General features: G+C 41.6%; 19 protein-coding genes, 19 tRNA genes and 3 rRNA genes. 2 read left to right on the plus strand and 39 right to left on the minus strand.

From position 1 onward, the window contains the following. Nucleotides 1–4: 4 nt before the first annotated feature. Nucleotides 5–499, plus strand: a complete 495-nt coding sequence (locus tag PRK60_RS05780) for a hypothetical protein (protein ID WP_102169009.1) — start codon at nt 5–7, stop codon at nt 497–499. A 634-nt stretch (nt 500–1,133) separates the two neighbouring features. Here the strand turns inward: PRK60_RS05780 and PRK60_RS05785 are convergent. The 22 genes from PRK60_RS05785 to PRK60_RS05890 form a co-directional block, all read right to left on the minus strand. Beyond that, nucleotides 1,134–1,208 (minus strand) — tRNA-Asp (locus PRK60_RS05785). A 5-nt stretch (nt 1,209–1,213) separates the two neighbouring features. After that, nucleotides 1,214–1,287, minus strand: a tRNA-Met gene (locus PRK60_RS05790). 12 nt (nt 1,288–1,299) lie between these two features. Beyond that, nucleotides 1,300–1,371: transfer RNA gene (locus PRK60_RS05795), tRNA-Glu, on the minus strand. Between the two features lie 7 nt (nt 1,372–1,378). Continuing rightward, a tRNA-Ser gene (locus PRK60_RS05800) sits at nt 1,379–1,466 on the minus strand. A gap of 3 nt (nt 1,467–1,469) precedes the next feature. Next, nucleotides 1,470–1,544, minus strand: a tRNA-Ile gene (locus PRK60_RS05805). Nucleotides 1,545–1,551: 7 nt separating this feature from the next. Further along, a tRNA-Gly gene (locus tag PRK60_RS05810) sits at nt 1,552–1,622 on the minus strand. A 16-nt stretch (nt 1,623–1,638) separates the two neighbouring features. Next, a tRNA-Phe gene (locus PRK60_RS05815) sits at nt 1,639–1,711 on the minus strand. 5 nt (nt 1,712–1,716) lie between these two features. Continuing rightward, nucleotides 1,717–1,791, minus strand: a tRNA-Asp gene (locus PRK60_RS05820). 5 nt (nt 1,792–1,796) lie between these two features. After that, a tRNA-Met gene (locus tag PRK60_RS05825) sits at nt 1,797–1,870 on the minus strand. 8 nt (nt 1,871–1,878) lie between these two features. Next, nucleotides 1,879–1,966 (minus strand) — tRNA-Ser (locus tag PRK60_RS05830). Nucleotides 1,967–2,003: 37 nt separating this feature from the next. Beyond that, nucleotides 2,004–2,077: transfer RNA gene (locus PRK60_RS05835), tRNA-Ile, on the minus strand. A 15-nt stretch (nt 2,078–2,092) separates the two neighbouring features. Continuing rightward, nucleotides 2,093–2,166: transfer RNA gene (locus PRK60_RS05840), tRNA-Met, on the minus strand. Nucleotides 2,167–2,197: 31 nt separating this feature from the next. Next, a tRNA-Pro gene (locus tag PRK60_RS05845) sits at nt 2,198–2,271 on the minus strand. A 5-nt stretch (nt 2,272–2,276) separates the two neighbouring features. Continuing rightward, nucleotides 2,277–2,350 (minus strand) — tRNA-Arg (locus tag PRK60_RS05850). Nucleotides 2,351–2,358: 8 nt separating this feature from the next. Further along, nucleotides 2,359–2,444: transfer RNA gene (locus tag PRK60_RS05855), tRNA-Leu, on the minus strand. A gap of 16 nt (nt 2,445–2,460) precedes the next feature. Beyond that, nucleotides 2,461–2,532, minus strand: a tRNA-Gly gene (locus PRK60_RS05860). 9 nt (nt 2,533–2,541) lie between these two features. Then, nucleotides 2,542–2,614, minus strand: a tRNA-Thr gene (locus PRK60_RS05865). Nucleotides 2,615–2,655: 41 nt separating this feature from the next. Next, nucleotides 2,656–2,728, minus strand: a tRNA-Lys gene (locus tag PRK60_RS05870). A 17-nt stretch (nt 2,729–2,745) separates the two neighbouring features. After that, a tRNA-Val gene (locus tag PRK60_RS05875) sits at nt 2,746–2,818 on the minus strand. A gap of 6 nt (nt 2,819–2,824) precedes the next feature. After that, a 5S ribosomal RNA gene (gene rrf / locus PRK60_RS05880) occupies nt 2,825–2,941 on the minus strand. 75 nt (nt 2,942–3,016) lie between these two features. Continuing rightward, a 23S ribosomal RNA gene (locus tag PRK60_RS05885) occupies nt 3,017–5,938 on the minus strand. 204 nt (nt 5,939–6,142) lie between these two features. Continuing rightward, a 16S ribosomal RNA gene (locus tag PRK60_RS05890) occupies nt 6,143–7,717 on the minus strand. Together the 16S, 23S and 5S rRNA genes with 19 tRNA genes alongside form the textbook arrangement of a ribosomal RNA operon. Nucleotides 7,718–8,225: 508 nt before the next feature. Here PRK60_RS05890 and PRK60_RS05895 point away from each other — a divergent pair. Further along, complete coding sequence (locus tag PRK60_RS05895; protein WP_102169582.1) at nt 8,226–8,867, plus strand: VTT domain-containing protein; 642 nt, start codon at nt 8,226–8,228, stop codon at nt 8,865–8,867. Here PRK60_RS05895 and PRK60_RS05900 read toward each other — a convergent pair. The 17 genes from PRK60_RS05900 to PRK60_RS05980 all read right to left on the minus strand — a co-directional run bounded on the left by PRK60_RS05900 (nt 8,841) and on the right by PRK60_RS05980 (nt 21,460). After that, complete coding sequence (locus tag PRK60_RS05900; RefSeq protein ID WP_102169581.1) at nt 8,841–9,467, minus strand: TIGR01906 family membrane protein; 627 nt, start codon at nt 9,465–9,467, stop codon at nt 8,841–8,843. The genes PRK60_RS05895 and PRK60_RS05900 overlap by 27 nt on opposite strands. Next, the gene (locus tag PRK60_RS05905; RefSeq protein ID WP_102169580.1) at nt 9,464–10,243 is read right to left on the minus strand and encodes a TIGR01457 family HAD-type hydrolase; all 780 of its coding nucleotides are present in this window, start codon (nt 10,241–10,243) and stop codon (nt 9,464–9,466) included. Before PRK60_RS05905 ends, PRK60_RS05900 begins: the two co-directional genes overlap by 4 nt. Further along, a complete protein-coding gene (locus PRK60_RS05910; RefSeq protein ID WP_178695439.1) occupies nt 10,233–10,784 on the minus strand; it encodes a YutD family protein in 552 nt (183 codons plus the stop codon). Before PRK60_RS05910 ends, PRK60_RS05905 begins: the two co-directional genes overlap by 11 nt. 57 nt (nt 10,785–10,841) lie before the next feature. Continuing rightward, a complete protein-coding gene (locus PRK60_RS05915; protein WP_178695441.1) occupies nt 10,842–11,453 on the minus strand; it encodes a metallophosphoesterase in 612 nt (203 codons plus the stop codon). A gap of 87 nt (nt 11,454–11,540) precedes the next feature. Further along, complete coding sequence (locus PRK60_RS05920) at nt 11,541–12,740, minus strand: acetate/propionate family kinase (protein ID WP_191913271.1); 1,200 nt, start codon at nt 12,738–12,740, stop codon at nt 11,541–11,543. Nucleotides 12,741–12,756: 16 nt separating this feature from the next. Next, nucleotides 12,757–13,719 (minus strand): class I SAM-dependent methyltransferase, encoded by a 963-nt coding sequence (locus tag PRK60_RS05925; protein ID WP_392391021.1) that lies wholly within the window; start codon nt 13,717–13,719, stop codon nt 12,757–12,759. 340 nt (nt 13,720–14,059) lie between these two features. Further along, complete coding sequence (locus PRK60_RS05930; protein WP_148444643.1) at nt 14,060–14,530, minus strand: prepilin-type N-terminal cleavage/methylation domain-containing protein; 471 nt, start codon at nt 14,528–14,530, stop codon at nt 14,060–14,062. Further along, the gene (locus tag PRK60_RS05935) at nt 14,527–14,817 is read right to left on the minus strand and encodes a hypothetical protein (protein ID WP_102169417.1); all 291 of its coding nucleotides are present in this window, start codon (nt 14,815–14,817) and stop codon (nt 14,527–14,529) included. The genes PRK60_RS05930 and PRK60_RS05935 overlap by 4 nt, the downstream gene beginning before the upstream one ends. Further along, nucleotides 14,804–15,214, minus strand: coding sequence for a hypothetical protein (locus PRK60_RS05940; protein WP_102169416.1), 411 nt, complete (start codon nt 15,212–15,214; stop codon nt 14,804–14,806). The genes PRK60_RS05935 and PRK60_RS05940 overlap by 14 nt, the downstream gene beginning before the upstream one ends. 17 nt (nt 15,215–15,231) lie before the next feature. Then, nucleotides 15,232–15,534 carry a competence type IV pilus major pilin ComGC gene (comGC, locus tag PRK60_RS05945; protein WP_102169415.1) on the minus strand — a complete coding sequence of 101 codons (303 nt, stop codon included), beginning with the start codon at nt 15,532–15,534 and terminating at the stop codon, nt 15,232–15,234. Then, a complete protein-coding gene (locus tag PRK60_RS05950; protein WP_273645759.1) occupies nt 15,534–16,544 on the minus strand; it encodes a type II secretion system F family protein in 1,011 nt (336 codons plus the stop codon). Before PRK60_RS05950 ends, comGC begins: the two co-directional genes overlap by 1 nt. Further along, nucleotides 16,522–17,499 (minus strand): competence type IV pilus ATPase ComGA, encoded by a 978-nt coding sequence (comGA, locus tag PRK60_RS05955; protein WP_273645760.1) that lies wholly within the window; start codon nt 17,497–17,499, stop codon nt 16,522–16,524. The genes PRK60_RS05950 and comGA overlap by 23 nt, the downstream gene beginning before the upstream one ends. Before the next feature lie 179 nt (nt 17,500–17,678). Further along, the gene (locus PRK60_RS05960) at nt 17,679–18,416 is read right to left on the minus strand and encodes a YebC/PmpR family DNA-binding transcriptional regulator (protein WP_102169412.1); all 738 of its coding nucleotides are present in this window, start codon (nt 18,414–18,416) and stop codon (nt 17,679–17,681) included. A gap of 66 nt (nt 18,417–18,482) precedes the next feature. Beyond that, nucleotides 18,483–19,322, minus strand: a complete 840-nt coding sequence (locus PRK60_RS05965; RefSeq protein WP_273645761.1) for a hypothetical protein — start codon at nt 19,320–19,322, stop codon at nt 18,483–18,485. Nucleotides 19,323–19,329: 7 nt separating this feature from the next. Next, nucleotides 19,330–20,337: a catabolite control protein A gene (gene ccpA / locus PRK60_RS05970; RefSeq protein ID WP_102169410.1), complete on the minus strand. Its 1,008-nt coding sequence runs from the start codon at nt 20,335–20,337 to the stop codon at nt 19,330–19,332. A gap of 236 nt (nt 20,338–20,573) precedes the next feature. Next, on the minus strand, nt 20,574–21,029 hold the full coding sequence (locus PRK60_RS05975; protein ID WP_102169409.1) for a hypothetical protein: 456 nt from the start codon (nt 21,027–21,029) through the stop codon (nt 20,574–20,576). Then, on the minus strand, nt 21,029–21,460 hold the full coding sequence (locus tag PRK60_RS05980) for a DUF948 domain-containing protein (protein WP_102169408.1): 432 nt from the start codon (nt 21,458–21,460) through the stop codon (nt 21,029–21,031). The genes PRK60_RS05975 and PRK60_RS05980 overlap by 1 nt, the downstream gene beginning before the upstream one ends. Between the last annotated feature and the right edge of the window lie 89 nt (nt 21,461–21,549).

The raw sequence follows: 21,549 nt of genomic DNA on the forward strand, positions 1-21,549 counted from the left end.
TGCCATGTTATCAAAATTAAGTTTAACGTTTGGATCACGGCAAATTTTACAAGATATCATTAACAAGTATCCAGACAGAAAATTTAAACTCATGCAGGCTTCGGTTCACAGCAATAATTTAGCACTATTCGATTTTTCTAATGAACCAACTATTTTTAAGTCTCCCGTTGAATATACGGTATTAGGAGAACGATTAAATAGTAATTATCGAGGAATCCTTTATTATCAATCATTCCAAGTGGATAATGATCACCAAAAAGTTCTCTTTAACACACTTAGTAAGATGGTTGATGACCCATCCCCATTAATTAATGGACAGGCTTTTCTCCAAGTTGACAACAAAGATGAAAGTACCACGTTAGTTCTCCTTACCGCATTAAATGATTTTGATGATTTAATGGCCTGGAAGGAAACTGAAGACTTCAAGCAGTTAGCTAGCTTTACTACTCGCGATCCTAATAATACATACTATGATGAAGTATATCGTCCATTAATGTAATCGAATTAAATAATTGGTAAATCACAAAATAATGACTAGGTAATTACTCCTTAACTTAGATATTATTTTGTGATTTTTTGTATCTAAAATTACTCTATTAAGGCTCTCGATTGGCCGTTAATCCCCTTGATAATCTTATTGATGGATTAAAACGGTCACAGACACGGTAAGGTAATTTTTGAAAGAGTTAATAATAATAAAAAGTATAGGTAGTAAGAAATTATATATATTTATGACTATTCAAAATTACTAGTGTTAATCGCTTTTTCTTTTACTATTCATATAGATAAAATTACGGATATTAATGCTTCGATATTAAAATACAGACGACTATAACTATCACCAATGGCTTCCTTATTAATCTTCTTCCTCCTTTAACTGTAAACTCGGAAGTGAGTAGTTATTGAGCATACAATTTATTAGTATAAGAAGAGGTGTAGTCGCGTTTCATTCCCTACATACCAGCGAACAAGTACGATACTTTAATCATAAGAAAACAAATTTAAGTAAGTTAAAAAGGAATCACCTTATTAGATGATTCCTTTAGGACAACTTTACATAATAGATAAATTGAGATTCCCAATCAATATTACTCAAAAATAAAAAAGCCAAGTAACAAACTTGACTATTAAAACGGTCCGTACGAGACTCGAACTCGTGATCTCATCCGTGACAGGGATGCGTCCTAAACCAACTAGACCAACGGACCAACAATTGCGGGGGCTGGATTTGAACCAACGACCTCCGGGTTATGAGCCCGACGAGCTACCAGGCTGCTCTACCCCGCGATAATAAAAAAATGACCCGTGCGGGATTTGAACCCACGATACCAGCGTGAAAGGCTGGTGTCTTAACCACTTGACTAACGGGTCAAAATAACGGAGAAGGAGGGATTCGAACCCTCGCACCGCTCTCGCGATCTACACCCTTAGCAGGGGCGCCTCTTCAGCCACTTGAGTACTTCTCCAAATGGGCCTAAATGGACTTGAACCATCGACCTCACGCTTATCAGGCGTGCGCTCTAAACCAGCTGAGCTATAGGCCCATATAAAAGCGGGTAACGAGAATCGAACTCGCGACAACAGCTTGGAAGGCTGTGGTTTTACCACTGAACTATACCCGCATAATATTAAGTTAAATGGCGCGGGACGGAATCGAACCGCCGACACACGGAGCTTCAATCCGTTGCTCTACCAACTGAGCTACCGAGCCAAAAACGGTCCGTACGAGACTCGAACTCGTGATCTCATCCGTGACAGGGATGCGTCCTAAACCAACTAGACCAACGGACCAACAATTGCGGGGGCTGGATTTGAACCAACGACCTCCGGGTTATGAGCCCGACGAGCTACCAGACTGCTCTACCCCGCGATAATAAAAGGAGGATGAGGGATTCGAACCCTCGCGTCGCTCTCACGGCCTAGCGGTTTTCAAGACCGCCCCCTTCAGCCACTTGGGTAATCCTCCATAATGTAAATAATAACAATCCATCACAGATAGTTGATGGACCTTGTAGGACTCGAACCTACGACCGGGCGGTTATGAGCCGCTTGCTCTAACCAACTGAGCTAAAGGTCCAAAACAGCCAGTCAATCGCGGCGGGGGGAATCGAACCCTCGACCTCCCGGGTATGAACCGGACGCTCTAGCCAGCTGAGCTACACCGCGAAAACCTAATAGATTAAATATTAGAATTAAATCGGGAAAACAGGATTCGAACCTGCGACCCCCTGGTCCCAAACCAGGTGCTCTACCAAGCTGAGCTATTTCCCGAAAAATGCACCCAGAAGGAGTCGAACCTTCAACCTTCTGATTCGTAGTCAGACACTCTATCCAATTGCGCTATGGGTGCATAAGAAGTGCCGAGGACCGGGATCGAACCGGTACGGTTATCACTAACCGCGGGATTTTAAGTCCCGTGCGTCTGCCAATTCCGCCACCCCGGCATTATAGAATTGACAAAGCGGAAGACGGGATTCGAACCCGCGACCCCCACCATGGCAAGGTGATGTTCTACCACTGAACTACTTCCGCATATATAAGTGCCGACTAGAGGATTCGAACCTCCGACCCTCTGTTTACAAGACAGATGCTCTGCCAACTGAGCTAAGTCGGCGTACACTTTTTTATTATACCAAACCGTTACCTATTTGGCAATGAGCCGTGGCGGTCTCGAACCGCCGACCCTCTGATTAAAAGTCAGATGCTCTACCAACTGAGCTAACGGCTCATGAGCTTAATGCTCAATGGAGGATACAGGGCTCGAACCTGTGACCTCCTGCTTGTAAGGCAGATGCTCTCCCAACTGAGCTAATCCTCCATAATCGCGTGGCAACGTCCTATCCTCGCAGGGAGCGATCCCCCAACTACTTTTGGCGTGTTGAAGCTTAACTTCTGTGTTCGGCATGGGAACAGGTGTATCCTTCAAGCCATCATCACCACACTTACCCTTCCGGGCAAGAGCTTGCGCTCTCAAAACTAAACAATATCGCTCTTCTTCCAAACCTTACCGCTTAACTTGGTTAAGTCCTCGACCGATTAGTAATGGTCCGCTCCATGCCTCACGGCACTTCCACTTCCATCCTATCTACCACATCATCTTTGTGGGGTCTTACTTCCCGAAGGAATGGGAAATCTCATCTCGAGGCGAGTTTCACACTTAGATGCTTTCAGCGTTTATCTCGTCCATACATAGCTACCCAGCGGTGCTCCTGGCGGAACAACTGGTACACCAGCGGTATGTCCATCCCGGTCCTCTCGTACTAAGGACAGGTCCTCTCAAATTTCCTCCGCCCGCGACGGATAGGGACCGAACTGTCTCACGACGTTCTGAACCCAGCTCGCGTACCGCTTTAATGGGCGAACAGCCCAACCCTTGGGACCGACTACAGCCCCAGGATGCGATGAGCCGACATCGAGGTGCCAAACCTCCCCGTCGATGTGGACTCTTGGGGGAGATAAGCCTGTTATCCCCAGGGTAGCTTTTATCCGTTGAGCGATGGCCCTTCCATGCGGAACCACCGGATCACTAAGCCCGACTTTCGTCCCTGCTCGACCTGTCTGTCTCGCAGTCAAGCTCGCTTGTGCCTTTACACTCTGCGAATGATTTCCAACCATTCTGAGCGAACCTTTGGGCGCCTCCGTTACCTTTTAGGAGGCGACCGCCCCAGTCAAACTGCCCACCTGACACTGTCTCCCAGCACGTTCAGTGCTGCGGGTTAGAGTGGTCATAATGCAAGGGTAGTATCCCACCAACGCCTCCGTCGAAACTAGCGTTCCGACTTCTATGGCTCCTACCTATCCTGTACAAGCAGTACAAACACTCAATATCAAGCTACAGTAAAGCTCCATGGGGTCTTTCCGTCCTGTCGCGGGTACCCTGCATCTTCACAGGGATTTCAATTTCACCGAGTCTCTCGTTGAGACAGCGCCCAGATCGTTACGCCTTTCGTGCGGGTCGGAACTTACCCGACAAGGAATTTCGCTACCTTAGGACCGTTATAGTTACGGCCGCCGTTTACTGGGGCTTCAATTCAGAGCTTCGCCGAAGCTAACCCTTCCTTTTAACCTTCCAGCACCGGGCAGGCGTCAGCCCCTATACTTCATCTTACGATTTTGCAGAAACCTGTGTTTTTGATAAACAGTCGCCTGGGCCTATTCACTGCGGCTGGTCTTGCGACCAGCACCCCTTCTCCCGAAGTTACGGGGTCATTTTGCCGAGTTCCTTAACGAGAGTTCACTCGCTCACCTTAGGATTCTCTCCTCGACTACCTGTGTCGGTTTGCGGTACGGGCAGTTAACGTGCTCCTTAGAAGCTTTTCTCGGCAGTGTGACATCGGCAACTTCGCTACTGTAATTTCGCTCCCCATCACAGCTTGTCAACCCGGATGTAAGCATTTGACTCACATCCTGACTTACTGCTTGGCCCCACTCTTCCAATCGTGAGGTTTGCTTAGCCTCCTGCGTCCCTCCATCGTCAAACGCAGTTAACTGGTACAGGAATCTCAACCTGTTATCCATCGCCTACGCCTCTCGGCCTCGGCTTAGGTCCCGACTTACCCTGGGAGGACGAGCCTTCCCCAGGAAACCTTAGTCATTCGGTGGACAGGATTCTCACCTGTCTTTCGCTACTCATACCGGCATTCTCACTTCTAAGCGCTCCACCAGTCCTCACGGTCTAGCTTCACCGCCCTTAGAACGCTCTCCTATCACGTGCACGTAGTGCACATCCACAGTTTCGGTAATATGCTTAGCCCCGGTACATTTTCGGCGCAGAATCACTCGACTAGTGAGCTATTACGCACTCTTTAAATGGTGGCTGCTTCTGAGCCAACATCCTAGTTGTCTATGCAACTCCACATCCTTTTCCACTTAGCATATATTTAGGGACCTTAACTGGTGATCTGGGCTGTTCCCCTTTACACGGTGGATCTTATCACTCATCGTGTGACTCCTGGGCATAAATCAATGGCATTCGGAGTTTATCTGAAGTTGGTAACCTATGACGGGCCCCTTGTCCAAACAGTAGCTCTACCTCCACGATTCTTTTTCCCAAGGCTCCCCCTAAAGAGATTTCGGAGAGAACCAGCTATCTCCAAGTTCGTTTGGAATTTCACCGCTACCCACACCTCATCCCAGCCATTTTCAACTGACACGGGTTCGGTCCTCCAGTGCGCTTTACCGCACCTTCAACCTAGACATGGGTAGGTCACCTGGTTTCGGGTCTACAACTACATACTTCGTACGCCCATTTCAGACTCGCTTTCGCTGCGGCTCCGGTTTTTCCACCTTAACCTTGCATGCAATCGTAACTCGCCGGTTCATTCTGCAAGAGGCACGCCGTCACCCATTAATGGGCTCCGACAGCTTGTAGGCACATGGTTTCAGGAACTATTTCACTCCCCTTCCGGGGTGCTTTTCACCTTTCCCTCACGGTACTGGTTCACTATCGGTCACTAGGGAGTATTTAGCCTTGCGAGATGGTCCTCGCTGCTTCCGACGGGGTTTCACGTGTCCCGCCGTACTCAGGATCCTGAACTGAGAGAGTGCCGTTTCGTCTACTGGGCTTTCACCATCTCTGGCACAGCTTCCCAACTGTTTCGACTACGTCGCTCTTTGGTAACTCAAATGTTCAGTCCTACAACCCCAACGAGCAAGCTCGTTGGTTTGGGCTCTTCCCCGTTCGCTCGCCGCTACTAAGGGAATCGATGTTTCTTTCTCTTCCTGCAGCTACTGAGATGTTTCAGTTCACTGCGTCTACCGCTTGCTAGCTATAGATTCACTAGTCAAGCAACCAACGACTAAGTTGGTTGGGTTTCCCCATTCGGAAATCTCCGGATCAAAGCGTACTTACCGCTCCCCGAAGCATATCGGTGTTAGTCCCGTCCTTCATCGGCTCCTAGTACCAAGGCATTCACCATGCGCCCTTCATAACTTAACCTTGATAATCACTTCGTGATTATCCGATTAATTGAGTTAGCGATTAATTTCTAAAAAACTCAAAATAACGCGGTGTTCTCGGTTTGTTTTGTTAATTAATAAAGAAAATTGATATTATTTAGTTTTCAAAGTGCAAGCTTGAGAGTAAACCTCTCAAAACTAAACAAAGTTTCCACAATGTGTAGGTTTCCGTTTTATTCCTTAGAAAGGAGGTGATCCAGCCGCAGGTTCTCCTACGGCTACCTTGTTACGACTTCACCCCAGTCATCTGCCCTGCCTTAGGCGGTTCCCTCCAAATGGTTAGGCCACCGACTTTGGGCATTGCAAACTTCCATGGTGTGACGGGCGGTGTGTACAAGGCCCGGGAACGTATTCACCGCGGCATGCTGATCCGCGATTACTAGCGATTCCGACTTCGTGTAGGCGAGTTGCAGCCTACAGTCCGAACTGAGAACGGCTTTAAGAGATTAGCTTACTCTCGCGAGTTCGCAACTCGTTGTACCGTCCATTGTAGCACGTGTGTAGCCCAGGTCATAAGGGGCATGATGATCTGACGTCGTCCCCACCTTCCTCCGGTTTGTCACCGGCAGTCTCACTAGAGTGCCCAACTAAATGCTGGCAACTAGTAACAAGGGTTGCGCTCGTTGCGGGACTTAACCCAACATCTCACGACACGAGCTGACGACGACCATGCACCACCTGTCATTGCGTCCCCGAAGGGAACGCCTAATCTCTTAGGTTAGCGCAAGATGTCAAGACCTGGTAAGGTTCTTCGCGTAGCTTCGAATTAAACCACATGCTCCACCGCTTGTGCGGGCCCCCGTCAATTCCTTTGAGTTTCAACCTTGCGGTCGTACTCCCCAGGCGGAGTGCTTAATGCGTTAGCTCCGGCACTGAAGGGCGGAAACCCTCCAACACCTAGCACTCATCGTTTACGGCATGGACTACCAGGGTATCTAATCCTGTTCGCTACCCATGCTTTCGAGCCTCAGCGTCAGTTGCAGACCAGACAGCCGCCTTCGCCACTGGTGTTCTTCCATATATCTACGCATTCCACCGCTACACATGGAGTTCCACTGTCCTCTTCTGCACTCAAGTCGCCCGGTTTCCGATGCACTTCTTCGGTTAAGCCGAAGGCTTTCACATCAGACCTAAGCAACCGCCTGCGCTCGCTTTACGCCCAATAAATCCGGATAACGCTTGCCACCTACGTATTACCGCGGCTGCTGGCACGTAGTTAGCCGTGACTTTCTGGTTGGATACCGTCACTGCGTGAACAGTTACTCTCACGCACGTTCTTCTCCAACAACAGAGCTTTACGAGCCGAAACCCTTCTTCACTCACGCGGTGTTGCTCCATCAGGCTTGCGCCCATTGTGGAAGATTCCCTACTGCTGCCTCCCGTAGGAGTATGGACCGTGTCTCAGTTCCATTGTGGCCGATCAGTCTCTCAACTCGGCTATGCATCATCGCCTTGGTAAGCCGTTACCTTACCAACTAGCTAATGCACCGCGGGCCCATCCTGAAGTGATAGCCGAAACCATCTTTGAAACGAAAACCATGTGGTTTTCGTTGTTATGCGGTATTAGCACCTGTTTCCAGATGTTATCCCCCGCTTCAGGGCAGGTTGCCCACGTGTTACTCACCCGTCCGCCGCTCACTGGGAATCCAACGTCAATTCAGTGCAAGCACGTCATATCAGTTGGGCCAGTGCGCTCGACTTGCATGTATTAGGCACACCGCCGGCGTTCATCCTGAGCCAGGATCAAACTCTCATATAAAATATAAGAACTTGAATAGCTCTAATTCAAATTAATTAAGCGAATTGACTTCGCAAATGTTTTGCTTCAAATCATTATGATTGAAGACCCTACACATTTGATTCGTCGAAACTTTGTTCAGTTTTCAAAGGTCTACCTTAGTCAGCAACAAGTGTTGACTAACAAATTTATTATATCAGATGCTCTTTGTAATGTCAACAACTAATTTTAATATTTTAACTAGCTGTCATACTTTTTAACAAGCAACTTTTATAATATATCATGTTGTCTCGCTTAAGTCAACAATTAATTTCAATCAACATTTGATAGAAATCATTGCCTCGCAGACAACGTTAATTACTATACCTTGTTCTTAATACTATGTCAACAGAATTTCTAAAAAATATTTTGCAATATTATTTTAGTCATTATTAAGCTTTAACAAAGCCTTTAAATTGCACTTCACAAAGTTAACAACGGTTGATAAACTTACTAAGTATTGTGAATTTTTAAAAGGAGCTAGTCAATGATTTCAACATTAATTGATTTTGTTTTACATATTGATACTCACCTTATTCAGATCGTAAATAACTTTGGTGATTCAACCTACCTTATTCTCTTTGCGATCATCTTTATCGAAACTGGTGCAGTGATTCTTCCATTTCTCCCCGGTGACTCACTACTATTTGCAGCAAGTGCTCTAGCAGCTAACGCACAATATCACCTTAATATTTGGATATTTGTTTTTGTTTTCCTTGTTGCCTGCCTTCTTGGTGATTCACTAAACTTTTATATTGGCCACCGAATTGGCAAAGGACTATCTAACCATTCATTATTTGGAAAATTAATTGATAAAGATAGTCTTACAAAAGCTGAGCAGTTCTTTGAAAAGCATGGCGCTCCGGCAATCATTCTTGCCCGCTACATGCCAATAATTAGAACGTTTGCTCCATTTGCAGCAGCTGGTTCTGGATTCCCTTACAGGAAATTTATTCGTTACAGCGTCATTGGCTGTCTTTCCTGGGTAACCATTTGTTGTGCAGCTGGCTATTTCTTTGGCAATCTTCCATTCGTTCAGGAACACTTCTCAGTAATTATTATTGCCATCATTGTCGTTACGTTAATACCAGCAGTGGTCAGCTATCTAAAATCTAAATTTACCGCTAAATAATTTTTGCCGATTATAAAACCGCAACCAACTAAGAATCGCAACAGTAACTACCAGCCAAATACCGAATAATTTCAAAAAGAAAATTGGTGGCATCCCCATAATGATTGGGTCAGTCTGCGGATTAAAGATCCACTTATTATCACTAAATAGTAAGTAATGGAACGAAATAAATGTTCTCCCAAAGTCAATTGCCGCTAACCCGCTAAATATTAACAATCCAAGATATAGATAATCAATAAGCGAAACCAACGTTATCAGCTGGCTTCGCTTTTTTTCCTGTTTGATTTTGCTAATAACTAATCCCCAACTGACAAAGCATACTCCTTCATTAACTATCAAGAAGTACCGTACCATTGAAAAATGTTCAATTGCATTGTTACTAATCGGTAAATAATGAAAAGTTAACTGATTAGCTATTGGGGACTGAAGATAAATTATTAAGCGACGATAATCACTCATAATTTCTCCCCAGTTCAATCCGTTAACGGCAAATGGGCACAATAAATTAATCGAGATGTTTGTCGTAATGATTACTGCAATAGAAGCAGCTGCAAAGAAATATACTAACACCTCCAGGATGCTCTTTAGTCCTATTTTCATCGCTCAACCTGCCAATCATCCAAACTATCAACTTGATGAGTCGGTTGAATAGCTTCCTTGCTAACCTCTGATTTTGTAGATAAACCTGAATATACTAATAAACTATCAATTCCAAAATTAATTGCCGCTTTAATATCCGTATTGTAGTTATCGCCGACCATCACAACCTGCTCTTTATTAAGGCCGCTTTTCTTCAGCGCCATTGCCATTATAATTTTTTCTGGCTTGCCAATCATAATTGGTTGCTTTTGGGTAGCGTATTCTACTAATTTCACTAAGGAGCCTGCTCCAGGAACCATTCCCCGCTGATTTGGCAAATTACTATCTGAGTTGGTTCCAACAAACGTTGCTCCTGCTCGAATTAGTAAAACGGCAGTTGCTAACTTGTCATACGTTACCTCTGAATCTAATCCTACAACCACATAGTCTGGTGATGTATCTGTAATAGTAAAATGACGATTAGTAAGCGCATTTCGTAGACCACTTTCACCAACTACGTACACCCGTCGTTTCTCTCCTGCAATTTGATCTAAATAATCAGCAGTCGCGAGGGCAGTCGTATAAACGTTATCGCTATTTACATGAATATCGTGGTTAATAGTTAAGTTATTAGCGACAAACTCTGGTGACCTCGTACTGTTATTGGTTACAAATAAAATTTGCTTACCTGCCTCTTGAAGGCGCTTAATAAACCTTGCCGCAGCTGGGATCCGCTTAGTTCCTTTGTACATTGTCCCATCAAGATCGATAAAATATCCTTGATAATTATTTTTCATTTTGATTCCTCTTTACCCGTTGATGGATAACAAATTTTTGTTGGTGATTACCAACTTTAACTCGTTTTGCTGATTGGCGACGACGCTTCCGTGGCTCTGGTTGGTTAAGTTTCCGACGCCGCTCCCTAATTGCCGGAGAATGTTCTTTTCGGTGTCGCCGATTACGTCGTTTAGGCAGGCGAATATCACAGTTTTGAACGATAAAGTATGGGCAACCAAAATTACAATCTTCGTACAAGTAGTCTTCAATCGTCTCAACTCCCTGTTCAGGTCGAAATAGTGGATTATCTAGATCGTAAAAGCCCTTCAAGCGTAACTGATCGTAACCCCAATCACCAACAATATAGTCATACTTATTTAGAACATTGCTAAAACGATTAGCTAATTGCTCACCATCGAATCCTTCACGATAATTTTTTAATAATTTATACTGGTGACCATTGAGAAGGAAATCATTTTCAGATTGTTCCTCGTAATGATATAAATCGACTCGTTGCTCTTCGCGTTGATCAATATACTCCTGAATTTTTGCACGATTCATTTTTTCACCTCGTTTCATTTAAAACTTAAAATTACTAATTATCATAATACCACGTTCTTAACGTCGCTTGGCAAAGTCATCTGTCTTACCATTGATTAGCTTTTCGATTTGACTAAAGCTAAGTGGTGCGCCAAATGGTATTTTTTCAGGCAATAAATAATCAAATTCTGGTGAATCAATCCCAACATTAATGTTTTCCTTCGCCGGAACTGCATAATGATGAATATGACCATGAAGATTAATAATTTGCGGTGCTATTCCCAACATCAAAGGATAATGAGTTAGGTAATACTGACGATGATCGTATTTCAGCAATACGCCAACATCATGAAAATCAAACTTGGGCTTTCCATTAAAAAAATAGTTGTTTTTAGCTAAGTATTTAAATAATCCTCTACTGTCATGATTTCCTTTGATTAATACTAAATGACCATTTAATGAGTTAAGAATTTGAAAAACTTTTTCATACGCTTTAGTCTGCGGCTTAGCAAAATAAACTGCAATATCGCCAAGGTGATAAACAATATCATCCTCACTAACTCGTTCATTCCAATTTTTAATAATCGTTTGATCCATTTGATCAACCGTCAGGAAAGGCCGTGGTGCGAAATCATCAATTCCTAATAAATGCTCATCTAAGAAGTGAGTATCAGCCGTAACAAATTGCATTCTCTTCACCCCTTATTCAAATTTAAATAAAAACAAACCGATAGTTAGGGCAAAAGGTCTTCCCCAACTATCGGTTTTTATAATAAATTACTTGCTTTGCTTCTTCAAGCGTTCAATATCCCGAACGATCATTAATTCTTCGTTAGTTGGAATTAATAACGTCTTAATCTTAGCGTCCGGTGTTGAAAGATCCCGTTCAACACCATGACAATTATTCTTTTCCTGATCAATCTTAATTCCGAAGTATGCCAGCTTATCGGTAACCATCTTCCGAATTGGAACACTATTTTCACCAACACCGGCAGTGAAGACAATTGCATCTGCTCCGCCCATTTCTGCAATGTAGGCACCAACATAACGAACAATTCGGTTTACATAAATATCAATGGTCAATTGGGCACGCTTATCACCCTTGTCAGCTGCAGCAAGAATATCACGCATATCTGGGGAAATACCAGAAATTCCCTTAACCCCAGACTCATGGTTTAAAATATCAATCATTTCTGGTGCAGTCTTACCTAACTTTTCTTGCATAAATTCAACCAAGGAAGGATCTACATCCCCTGAACGGGTTGCCATTGTAATCCCAGCCAATGGTGAAAAGCCCATAGAAGTATCGTATGACTTACCATCCTTAACAGCAGTAATTGAAGCACCCGCCCCAATATGCATTGTGATTAATTTCAGATCTTCAAGTGGCTTGCCAAGCATTTCAGCAGCCCGTCCAGCAACATAACGGTGACTAGTACCATGAGCACCATACTTCCGGGCACCATACTTTTCGTACCATTCATAAGGAACACTATAAAGAGCATTCTTCTTTGGCATATTTACATGGAATGAAGTATCAAATACAGCAACTGCAAATGCATTTGGCAGCACCTTACGGAATTCCTTAATTCCGACTAATTCAGCTGGATCATGTAATGGAGCATACTCAGCCAAACTATCAATCTTGGCAATTACATCATCAGTAATTACTGCAGAATCCTTAAAGTATTCACCACCGGCAACAACCCGGTGACCAACAGCAGTAATCTCATCATAGCTTTTAACAATCTTGAGACTGATTAATTGATCCAATAGGTACTTAACAGCAGTACCGTGATCGGCAAAGACCCGTTCTTCCTCATGCTTTTGACCATCACCATACTTAATCTTAGCATGGCCCATCTTTTCGCCAATTCGTTCAATTGTTCCTTCAGCAACGACATCCTCACTTGGCATATCAAATAGCTTAAACTTTAGTGTTGAACTTCCGGCATTAACTGCAATTGTCTTTGACATATGATAACCGTCCCCTTTATTTTTTAATATTTGTTGCAACCCAATCATTAATTTCCTGCATAAAACGAGCAAAGTTTTTTTGATCCTTAAATGATGGAAATTCGCCAAGGAGAACTTTGGCGGCTTGTTTACCGTTTCCTCCATGACGCTGCAATAGTAAAATTGATTTTTGTGCAGCTGGGTTAGCAAATAATTCACTTGGCAAATTAACGAATCCTTGAAGATAAGCAACTGAATGAATCCACTTAACAAATCCTTCAGTTTCCTTCGTTTGAAATAAACTACTTGGAACAAGAAAAACGCCAAAGCTACCTGGTTTTAAATAATTCATCGATTGTTCAATTAACAGGTGATGAACATACGAGTGCCCATCTTTCGCACGCGTCTGATAATCCTTAGTATTGTTATCAAGCGGGTAATAACCAATTGGTAAATCACTAACTGCTAAATCACACTGTGGAATATCTAAAGCGCTAACGGAATCTTGATGGAATAAATCCACATTAGCATGCTGCAACGCAACGTTGACACTGGCGACACTAAGCATTGAATCATCATTGTCAATCCCAAAACCTTTAATATTATTATGTTCATCTTTATCAAGCTGGTTAATAACAGTCGTTAATAAATTAGCTGTCCCAACTGCGGGATCAAAAATTGTTTCAAGCTTTGTGCTTTGAGTCACCTTTTCGATCAAGAATGCCATCAAAAGGCCAATTGTATCAGGCGTCATTTGGTGGTTTGCTTGAATTGCATCTTTTCGAATAACTTTCAAAAAGCTTAACTGAATTAATTGACGAATTGCCTCTGCTTTAACATTTTGAAGATCAAGTTGCTGGTAGATCTTCTTCAGTTTTTCTTGAGTCTCCTTATCAGGAACGCCATCCTCTACCCGAACAGTATTGTCATCAATAATATTCTCTGCATTCTCTAGCATTGCGTCTAAGTAGGAACAATTTAATGCAGATTGTAAAAGCATCGTTCCCTGATCAAACAACTCAAATAGTTTTTGAACTGATTGCTGTGACAGTGTAGGTCACCTCCATTACATTACAATCATCTTTAAGTTTAACGATTCTGTCTATTAAATTCAAGGTAACGCTTTACTAACGAACATTATTTAACCATTTAAGCTAAAATCACCTTATTTGTTCTTAAAATTGTGAACTTTTTCCTTTGCATAATCATCTGCTCCCTTTAAGTTTTCTCTAATTTGATCCTGTAGTTTTAACATTAATTCACGATTAACTGCCAATTGATTTTTTTGATACTGAAATTCAAACACTACCACTCCAGTTGAAAGCACCAATAAAATCAGACTAATTAATATTGCATACCCCGCCCTCATTCTGATAGTTCGTTTTTTCATAGAACCTCACTACTCCTAATATCGTTTGTCCATTTTTGCGTTGCGCCTTTACTGCAACTCGTGAGCCAGCTAACTTACTAAACATTACTGATCCTGGCTTTATATCATCAAAAAGTAGCAAATAGCCACCACAATTTTCACGACTCAGGTATAAACGATCCGTTGCATGTAATTCATACGTTAATCCGGAATGCTGGCTTGTTAACCATAATTTTTGTCGTTCAACCCGCTCAAGTATAAATTGATGATCAGTGGATTCCAACTCTGTCAAACAAACATACCAATCAAGAGGCTGATTACTCGATTTAACAGTAGTCGATTTAATAACTCTTATCTGAAGTGAGACCAGGGTAGTAATCAACGCCATAATCATCAATGCAATTAAGCACTCTAATAGGGTAAAGCCCTTTTCCCTTATCATTTTCTAACCTCTAAAATTGTTTGACCACCAAGGGATACTATTACTTTCTCTTCAGAAGTAACCGCACTAAGCTTGTCACGTCTTATATAAACCGGCCGGTGAGTCGTTATTAATTCATCAGTAGCTTCCTTAGCAATTCTATATGCTGCTAAATCAATGCATTGTTTTTTAGATTGACGTACCAGGCACTGATGACAAATTAAGGTAAACGTGATCCCTAAGGAAATAATCGTCAACGCAATTAAACTGTCCGCTAAAACAAATGCATAGTGCTTATTTCTCTTCAATCCGATACCCTCCCCAAGCTAACTGAATTCGCATTAAATATTTCCGCCCATTAATTGACGATTGAAACTCCTGCGTCCGTGGCTTTGTATAGCCATTTTCGTGTATTTTAAAGTCATCAAATTTTCTAACAAGGATGGTTTCTGGTATGTCCAGCTTGTCTTTAACCAGCTTGCGTTGTTCGCGCCAATCAAATTCTATTTGATAACTTACGGGGTCAAAAGTCACTATTGTTTCAATGTGTTTAGTTTTGGGGCGAACCTGGGCCGCTTGCCATGATTGACGAAAATCATTCCAAAATTCGTGTTCCACTACTACCTGTCGACTACGCGTCAAGTTAGGAAAAGAAAAGGTAATGATTATAGCAGTTAATATCAAAACAATAATTGCTTCAAGCATGGTAAAAGCCTCTTTTTTCACCGCTTAATAACCTTTCCGTCCACAATTACAATGTGTTGCTCATGAGCTTTCTTTACTTGGGCAGCCGTCAAGTACTTGGCATCCCTTAGTTCTTCTAAACTAACATTCTCATTACCACCATCATTTGCGTATTCATCAACTTGGGTCTGCACAACCGAAACCATTGCATCACGGTGAATCCTTTTAGCACTTTTTCGTTGAGCCGTTAAATTAGGCAAAACGATCAAAATTAACAAACTAATAATAAAAAGGACAATTGACATTTCTAATAAAGTAAATGCTTCTCGCTTTCGTAACATTAAATTACCCCCTGCACTGAATGATAAATCGGCAATAATAGTCGTAAATAAAGTCCAATAATAATTAACGCAATTATGCTAAAAATAATTGGCTGAATAAGTGCTAATAAGCGCTCAATTCGTCTAGTTAAGCGAGTAAACAAAATATTAGCTAAGGCTGTTAAATCACTACCTAGATCTGATAAGGTCGATCCCTTTGCTACAATTATTTTAAGTTCTCCTGGCAGAAATCGTGCACGCTTAAACGGTTCTGTTAATCCGTGTCCTTGATTAACCGCATTTTTTGTAAGATTTCCTAGTATTGATAAGAAGCTTTGCTCAGCACCTTCGCTAACAATTGCGCAAATTTCTTTAATCGTTAATCCATGGCGAATCATCATTGCAAGATTGGTAACCACATAGTAGCCGTAAAACAGTTGATAGCATTTGCCGATTACCGGTAATGAACATAATGTATTGATCCTTTGCAACTGATCTAATTTCAGCCACCGTAGTCCTACTAAAAGGCTTCCAGCTAATATTCCCCCACTAAGATAGGCAACTACTTCTAACAAGTAATAATCAGTCTTATTTTGTGGATTTACCGTTCCCCATTGAGATAGTTCAGGAAAAATGAACATTTTTAATGTCACCATTAAACTTACCAATAATCCCAGTAAGATTAATGGGTATTGCAATAACGTCATTAATTTTTGTCGTTGCTTTTCTTGATGGAGCATCAGCTTACCAATTTCTTGCAAACATTCTTCTAAGCTTCCGTGCTGTTCTGCAAAAAGTAATTGGTAATATAAATTTGTCTTTATATGCGGTTTTAAGCACTCTGCAAATGATTTTCCATCTTGCATTGCCAAATTGATTTCCTGAAAAATAAATTGGTATCTTTTTAAGATTGCTCCTGAAAACTCAACCGCATGGCGTAGGGAGAAGCCGCTTTTTAATAAGTCAGCAACTAATAATAACCACTCTGCTTGAGCACGATAATTAAATTTACCCGTTTTTAAGTTTTTCATAGTTTGCTACCGTGATTCTCCCTTCTTCTCGTAATTTTTTGAGTTGTTGCCGCCAAGCATTACTCATCCCTTGCATTTTTTGTTCTTCAATTACCGTCGATAATTCTTTTCCACTCAATACATCAAATAAAACAGCCGCTCCATCACAGAGAGGAAGCAATCTCTGATAACAAATTCCCGTTAATCCTTGATGAAGATAATATTTTTCAATTCCTAATTGTTGCATCCTGGCAACTACTCCGTAAGCATTTGCTGCATGGACCGTTGCTAAGACAAGGTGTCCACTAAGAGCCGCTTGAATCGCTAGCTTTGCCGTTTCCCGATCACGAATCTCACCAATAACAAAGTCATCTGGACGATGCCGTAAACCAACTTTTAATAACTCTTGATATCCCATTGCCGCTTTATCATTGACCTGTAACTGCAAAAATGTTGCTTCCTCAATTTCTACGGGATCTTCAATCGTCATCACAAGTTCTTCCTTTGCAAGTTCCTTAGCCAACCGGTACATTGTCGTTGTTTTTCCCGATCCCATTGGTCCCGCAAATAATATTAAGCCACGTGACTGAGTTAATTTGGTGATCAGGTTCCACTGTTCCGGTCGATTTACCCGGTAATTAATGTCTTTTAATGAATAAATAAAACGAATAACCATTGATTCTTGCGCTTGATAATTTCCGACAGTCGATAAGCGCATATCAATTGCTTCATTACGGCTAATCCACCATTTGAGTGCTCCAATTTGCGGACGACGATGTTCACTCATAATCATATTGCCGCGGTATTTAAAGTAGGCGATCATCTGATGTCCCTCATTTGCCGTTAATTCCTCAACCACACTTTTTTTACCTTGAACACAGGTTAGGATCCGGTAACGATTCTGGTAGGGAAGAATGAATAGATCAGAACTCCGGTTTTCAATCGCATTATTTATTAGTTTTCGAAACTTTTCCATTTAGTCACCTCCAATATAAAAGAACGGAATTTAATTCAAATTCTATTTTTTAAAAGAAAAAACGATCAAGATTTTCTCTTCTCAATCTTGATCGTCGACTTTTTCTCTACAGCCCATATTAAATTAAGAAATTATTTAAAGTAATAAAGAGATTGGGAATACCAATCTCTTTATTACTACTATTCAGCATCTTCTGGTAGCTGACCAGCTTCATAGATATCCGCAACATCATCATTAGCAGTTAATTCGTCAATAAGGTGATTATATTGCTTAACCTTATCTTCTGGAACTGCAGTCCGGTTTTGTGGAATCATGGTTACTTCAGCAGTATCTAACTCGTAACCCTTTTCTTGCAAGGCATCACGAACACTAGTCATATTACTTGGATCTGTGAAGATTTGGAACTTTTCGTCAGTTGCCTTCATGTCATCTGCACCCGCATCAAGTGCATCCATTAACATATCATCTTCACTCTTATCAAGACCATCACGAAGGACTTCAATTAATCCTTTCCGGTCAAACATGTATGAAACTGAACCGCTAGCGCCAAGTGAACCGCCTGCATGGGTAAATGCTGAACGTACCGCTGAAGCAGTCCGGTTCTTGTTATCAGTCAAGGCAGATACCATTACGGCAACACCACCTGGAGCGTAACCTTCATAGGTAACTTCTTCAAACTTCGCGCCACCAATACCAGAAGCCTTAGCAATTGCCCGATCAATGTTCTTCTTTGGCATGTTAGCAGCGTGGGCCTTATCAATTACCAAACGTAATTGAGCGTTGTTCGCTGGATCAGGGTCACCTGCTTTAGCTGCTTGGTATAAGTCACGTGAAATCTTTTGGAAAATCTTACCACGCTTAGCATCTTGGGCGTTTTTCCGTCCCTGAATGTTATGCCATTTTGAATGTCCTGACATTACTGACTCCTCTTTTCTTAATTAATGTGATAAACAGGTAGATTTTAGCAGATCTCCTTCTGAAATTCAAGGCCACCGTCTTTTTAGGACTCCCCTAACTATTCGCCAACCAAATAAAATAACCGTGAATATTAGGATAACTAACCAAGAACTAATTGCTTGAGAATGGAAATCCGTCCCTAATTGAGCTGTAAAGGAGCTAAAATCCGGATAATTACTACCGATCTGGTTGATAAGTGCTCCCAGACCAAGGATTAAAGCATAAGTAATTAACGAACTCCACAAGCCAACCCACGAAAACGAGCGAATAAAATACTTCCTCAAAACCGCAACTAGGGCCATAATTCCTAAGCCGATTACGGAAATTAAGGCAATTACATGATCAACCGTTTTAGCAATTGAGATCACACTAGTAAATTGCTTAACCTGTGAAGTATTTAACTGACTATTAATTGCATTCGCAACTTCATCGCTAACACCAGCGGTCATTGAATCAGTAACCTCAGCAGATATTCCATACCTTGCAGCTGTTTGTGAGGCTGAGTTGCCAACATTATTTATTACTGGTTGCAAGTTAAGGTTAATCTCTTTTTCTGAATAAACCTGATCAACAGCTTGAGTAACAAGTTTATTTGCTTCCTTATCGGATAAAGCCGTCGTTGATATTCCATACTGCGATAGGTTACTGTTCACGGTTTCCATTACCGTTGAGGATAAGTTTGAGCGAGAAATTTCGTGGTTAACAAACCGCGCATTCAGGAGTGTTTGGTTTAAAATTAACGAAAGCATTAACAAGACAACTAAAATTGTCCCCCAAACAATCACTAGCGGATGACGGTGTGGCTGTTCCGAACCACTACTTAGCGATTTTTGCTGTTTACGCCGAATTGCACTTCGCGTTTCCACGATCTTATTAACCCCGTCGCGTGGATTGCCGTTCAATAATTCCGTGATCAAGAATTACATCGTCAGTGTCACTAACCTCGCCATCCATCATTTTCGTTAAGAGGCGCATTGAAATTGCACCAATATCATAAAGGGGTTGTGTAATCGAAGTTAAAGTTGGCCGAGTGATCTTGGCATATGTTGTATCATTCGAGGTAACAATTTCAAAATCATCGGGAACTTTAACCCCATTATCAGTTAAGCCATTTAAGAGCCCGGCAGCTAAATCATCATCACTAACGTAAGCAGCTTTAATTCCCTGCTCAATTAAGTGATCAGCTTGTTGATAAGCACGATTATAATCACCGTTTGTTTCAATTACGTATTTAGATTCAAATGGGATCCCATGTTCTGCCAATGCCTCTTTATATCCGGCCAACCGGTACTTAGAGTTAATTGAGTAGTCAAGGGAACTAACAACAAAGGCAACTCGATCATCGTTATGATCTAACAGATAGTTTGTTGCTTCTTTAGCAGCGTTCTGGTAGTCAATCCGAACTGTAGCAAGCTTATCATCGTTAACAATAGAGCCAGCAACAACTACCGGAGTATTAGAAGCTGCAAATTCTTGCTGTAACTCAGCAGACATATCATGACCCATGAAGATAATCCCATCAACCTGCTTTGCAAGCAAGCCACGAGCAACCTTTAGAATCTTATCGTCGTTAAAGTCTGAATTAGTTAAGATAATATTGTACTTGTACATGGTTGCAATATCATCAATTCCTAAGGCAAGTTCGGCAAAGTAGGGGTTAGTAACACTAGGAATGATTACCCCAACCGTTGTTGTCTTCTTTGAAGCTAAACCACGAGCAACGGCATTAGGCCGATAGTTTAACTTTTTAATAACATCAAGAACCTTTTGACGAGTTTCCGGCTTAACGTTTGGGTTCCCATTTACCACCCGTGAAACGGTAGCCATTGAGACTCGTGCTTCTCGCGCTACAGTATAAATGGTAACTGCTTGTTTCTCCATATTGATAGCCCTTTCTTTACTGTTTTTATTTGTTTTCATATTTTTTCATAACCACATTAATATAGCAGATCAATATTCTTTTGGCAAACGTTATCATAAAAAAATTTTAAAATCTCAATTAATTAATTATGCAGAATTATCAGATCTAAAAAGGCCGACAACATCACTTCTTGATATCATCAGTCTTAATCACCTTTATTGCTAATTAATTCTTCGTTAAATTTAAAAGCCACTGGCTAATCCTTATCAGTTTTACTTTCTTCAGCTGAGGCATCCTTAGAATCTTGAGTGTCTGGTTTAGCTGCTGCATCGGTCTGGCTTGTAGCATCAATGATAATATCAGGATCGGCGCTTTTAGCAAGTTGTTGCCGAATTTCTGCCGTTTCCTTATCAAAATCATCATTGGTAAAGTGATCAACTACGTGGTTTGCCTTGCTCTTAACCTTATCTGCTGTCTTGCTAAAACGACTGCTTAAATCATCTAACTTTTCACTTGCGTCATGTTCAGCTAGCTTCTCATCAATAATATCAAGAGCATTTAATGCATAGTCAGTGGAAGCGTCAGCAACTTCATTTACATATGAATTAACATTTTTCTTAATATCATTCTTTTGCTTATCAGATAAACACTTCCATACAACATAAGTAGCGGCACCACCAAGGATGGTTCCTAATAATAAATTCTTACTCATTATTCATCCATCTCCTTTGCCTTTTTTGTTTGTCGGTGTTGACGTATTTTTCGCCATGCGCTCATGGCAACAGCTTGAGTTGCCAATTTAGTAAGTCCAGAAAATTTACTTTGGCGTTCTTCATGACGTTCAACAAAGTTATTAACCGCTTCGTTAACATTTGAAACGCTTTGACCAACATCAGCAACTGCTTTCACTGCCGGATCAAGTTCAATAGATTTCTTATTCAAATCTTCCAATAAACTATTAGTATTTCCTAGCAGCTTTTCGGTTTCTTTGCTCAAAGTATCAACATCATCCGATAAGACTTTAACTGATTCATTAGTCTCCTTAAGAACTTTACTTACTCGACTAAGTGAAATGCAAGCAAAAATAACCAAAATAACAAATGCAATTGCTGCAATAAGACCAGCTAATTCACCAATTGTCATTATTTATCCCCTTCCTATCAAGAAATCTCGATAATTCTACCCACATTAGTAGAATAGCATACCTAACTCCCATTCGACAATTGATCCAA

It is taken from the genome of Limosilactobacillus portuensis, from assembly GCF_028607025.1.
Classification (GTDB): domain Bacteria; phylum Bacillota; class Bacilli; order Lactobacillales; family Lactobacillaceae; genus Limosilactobacillus; species Limosilactobacillus portuensis.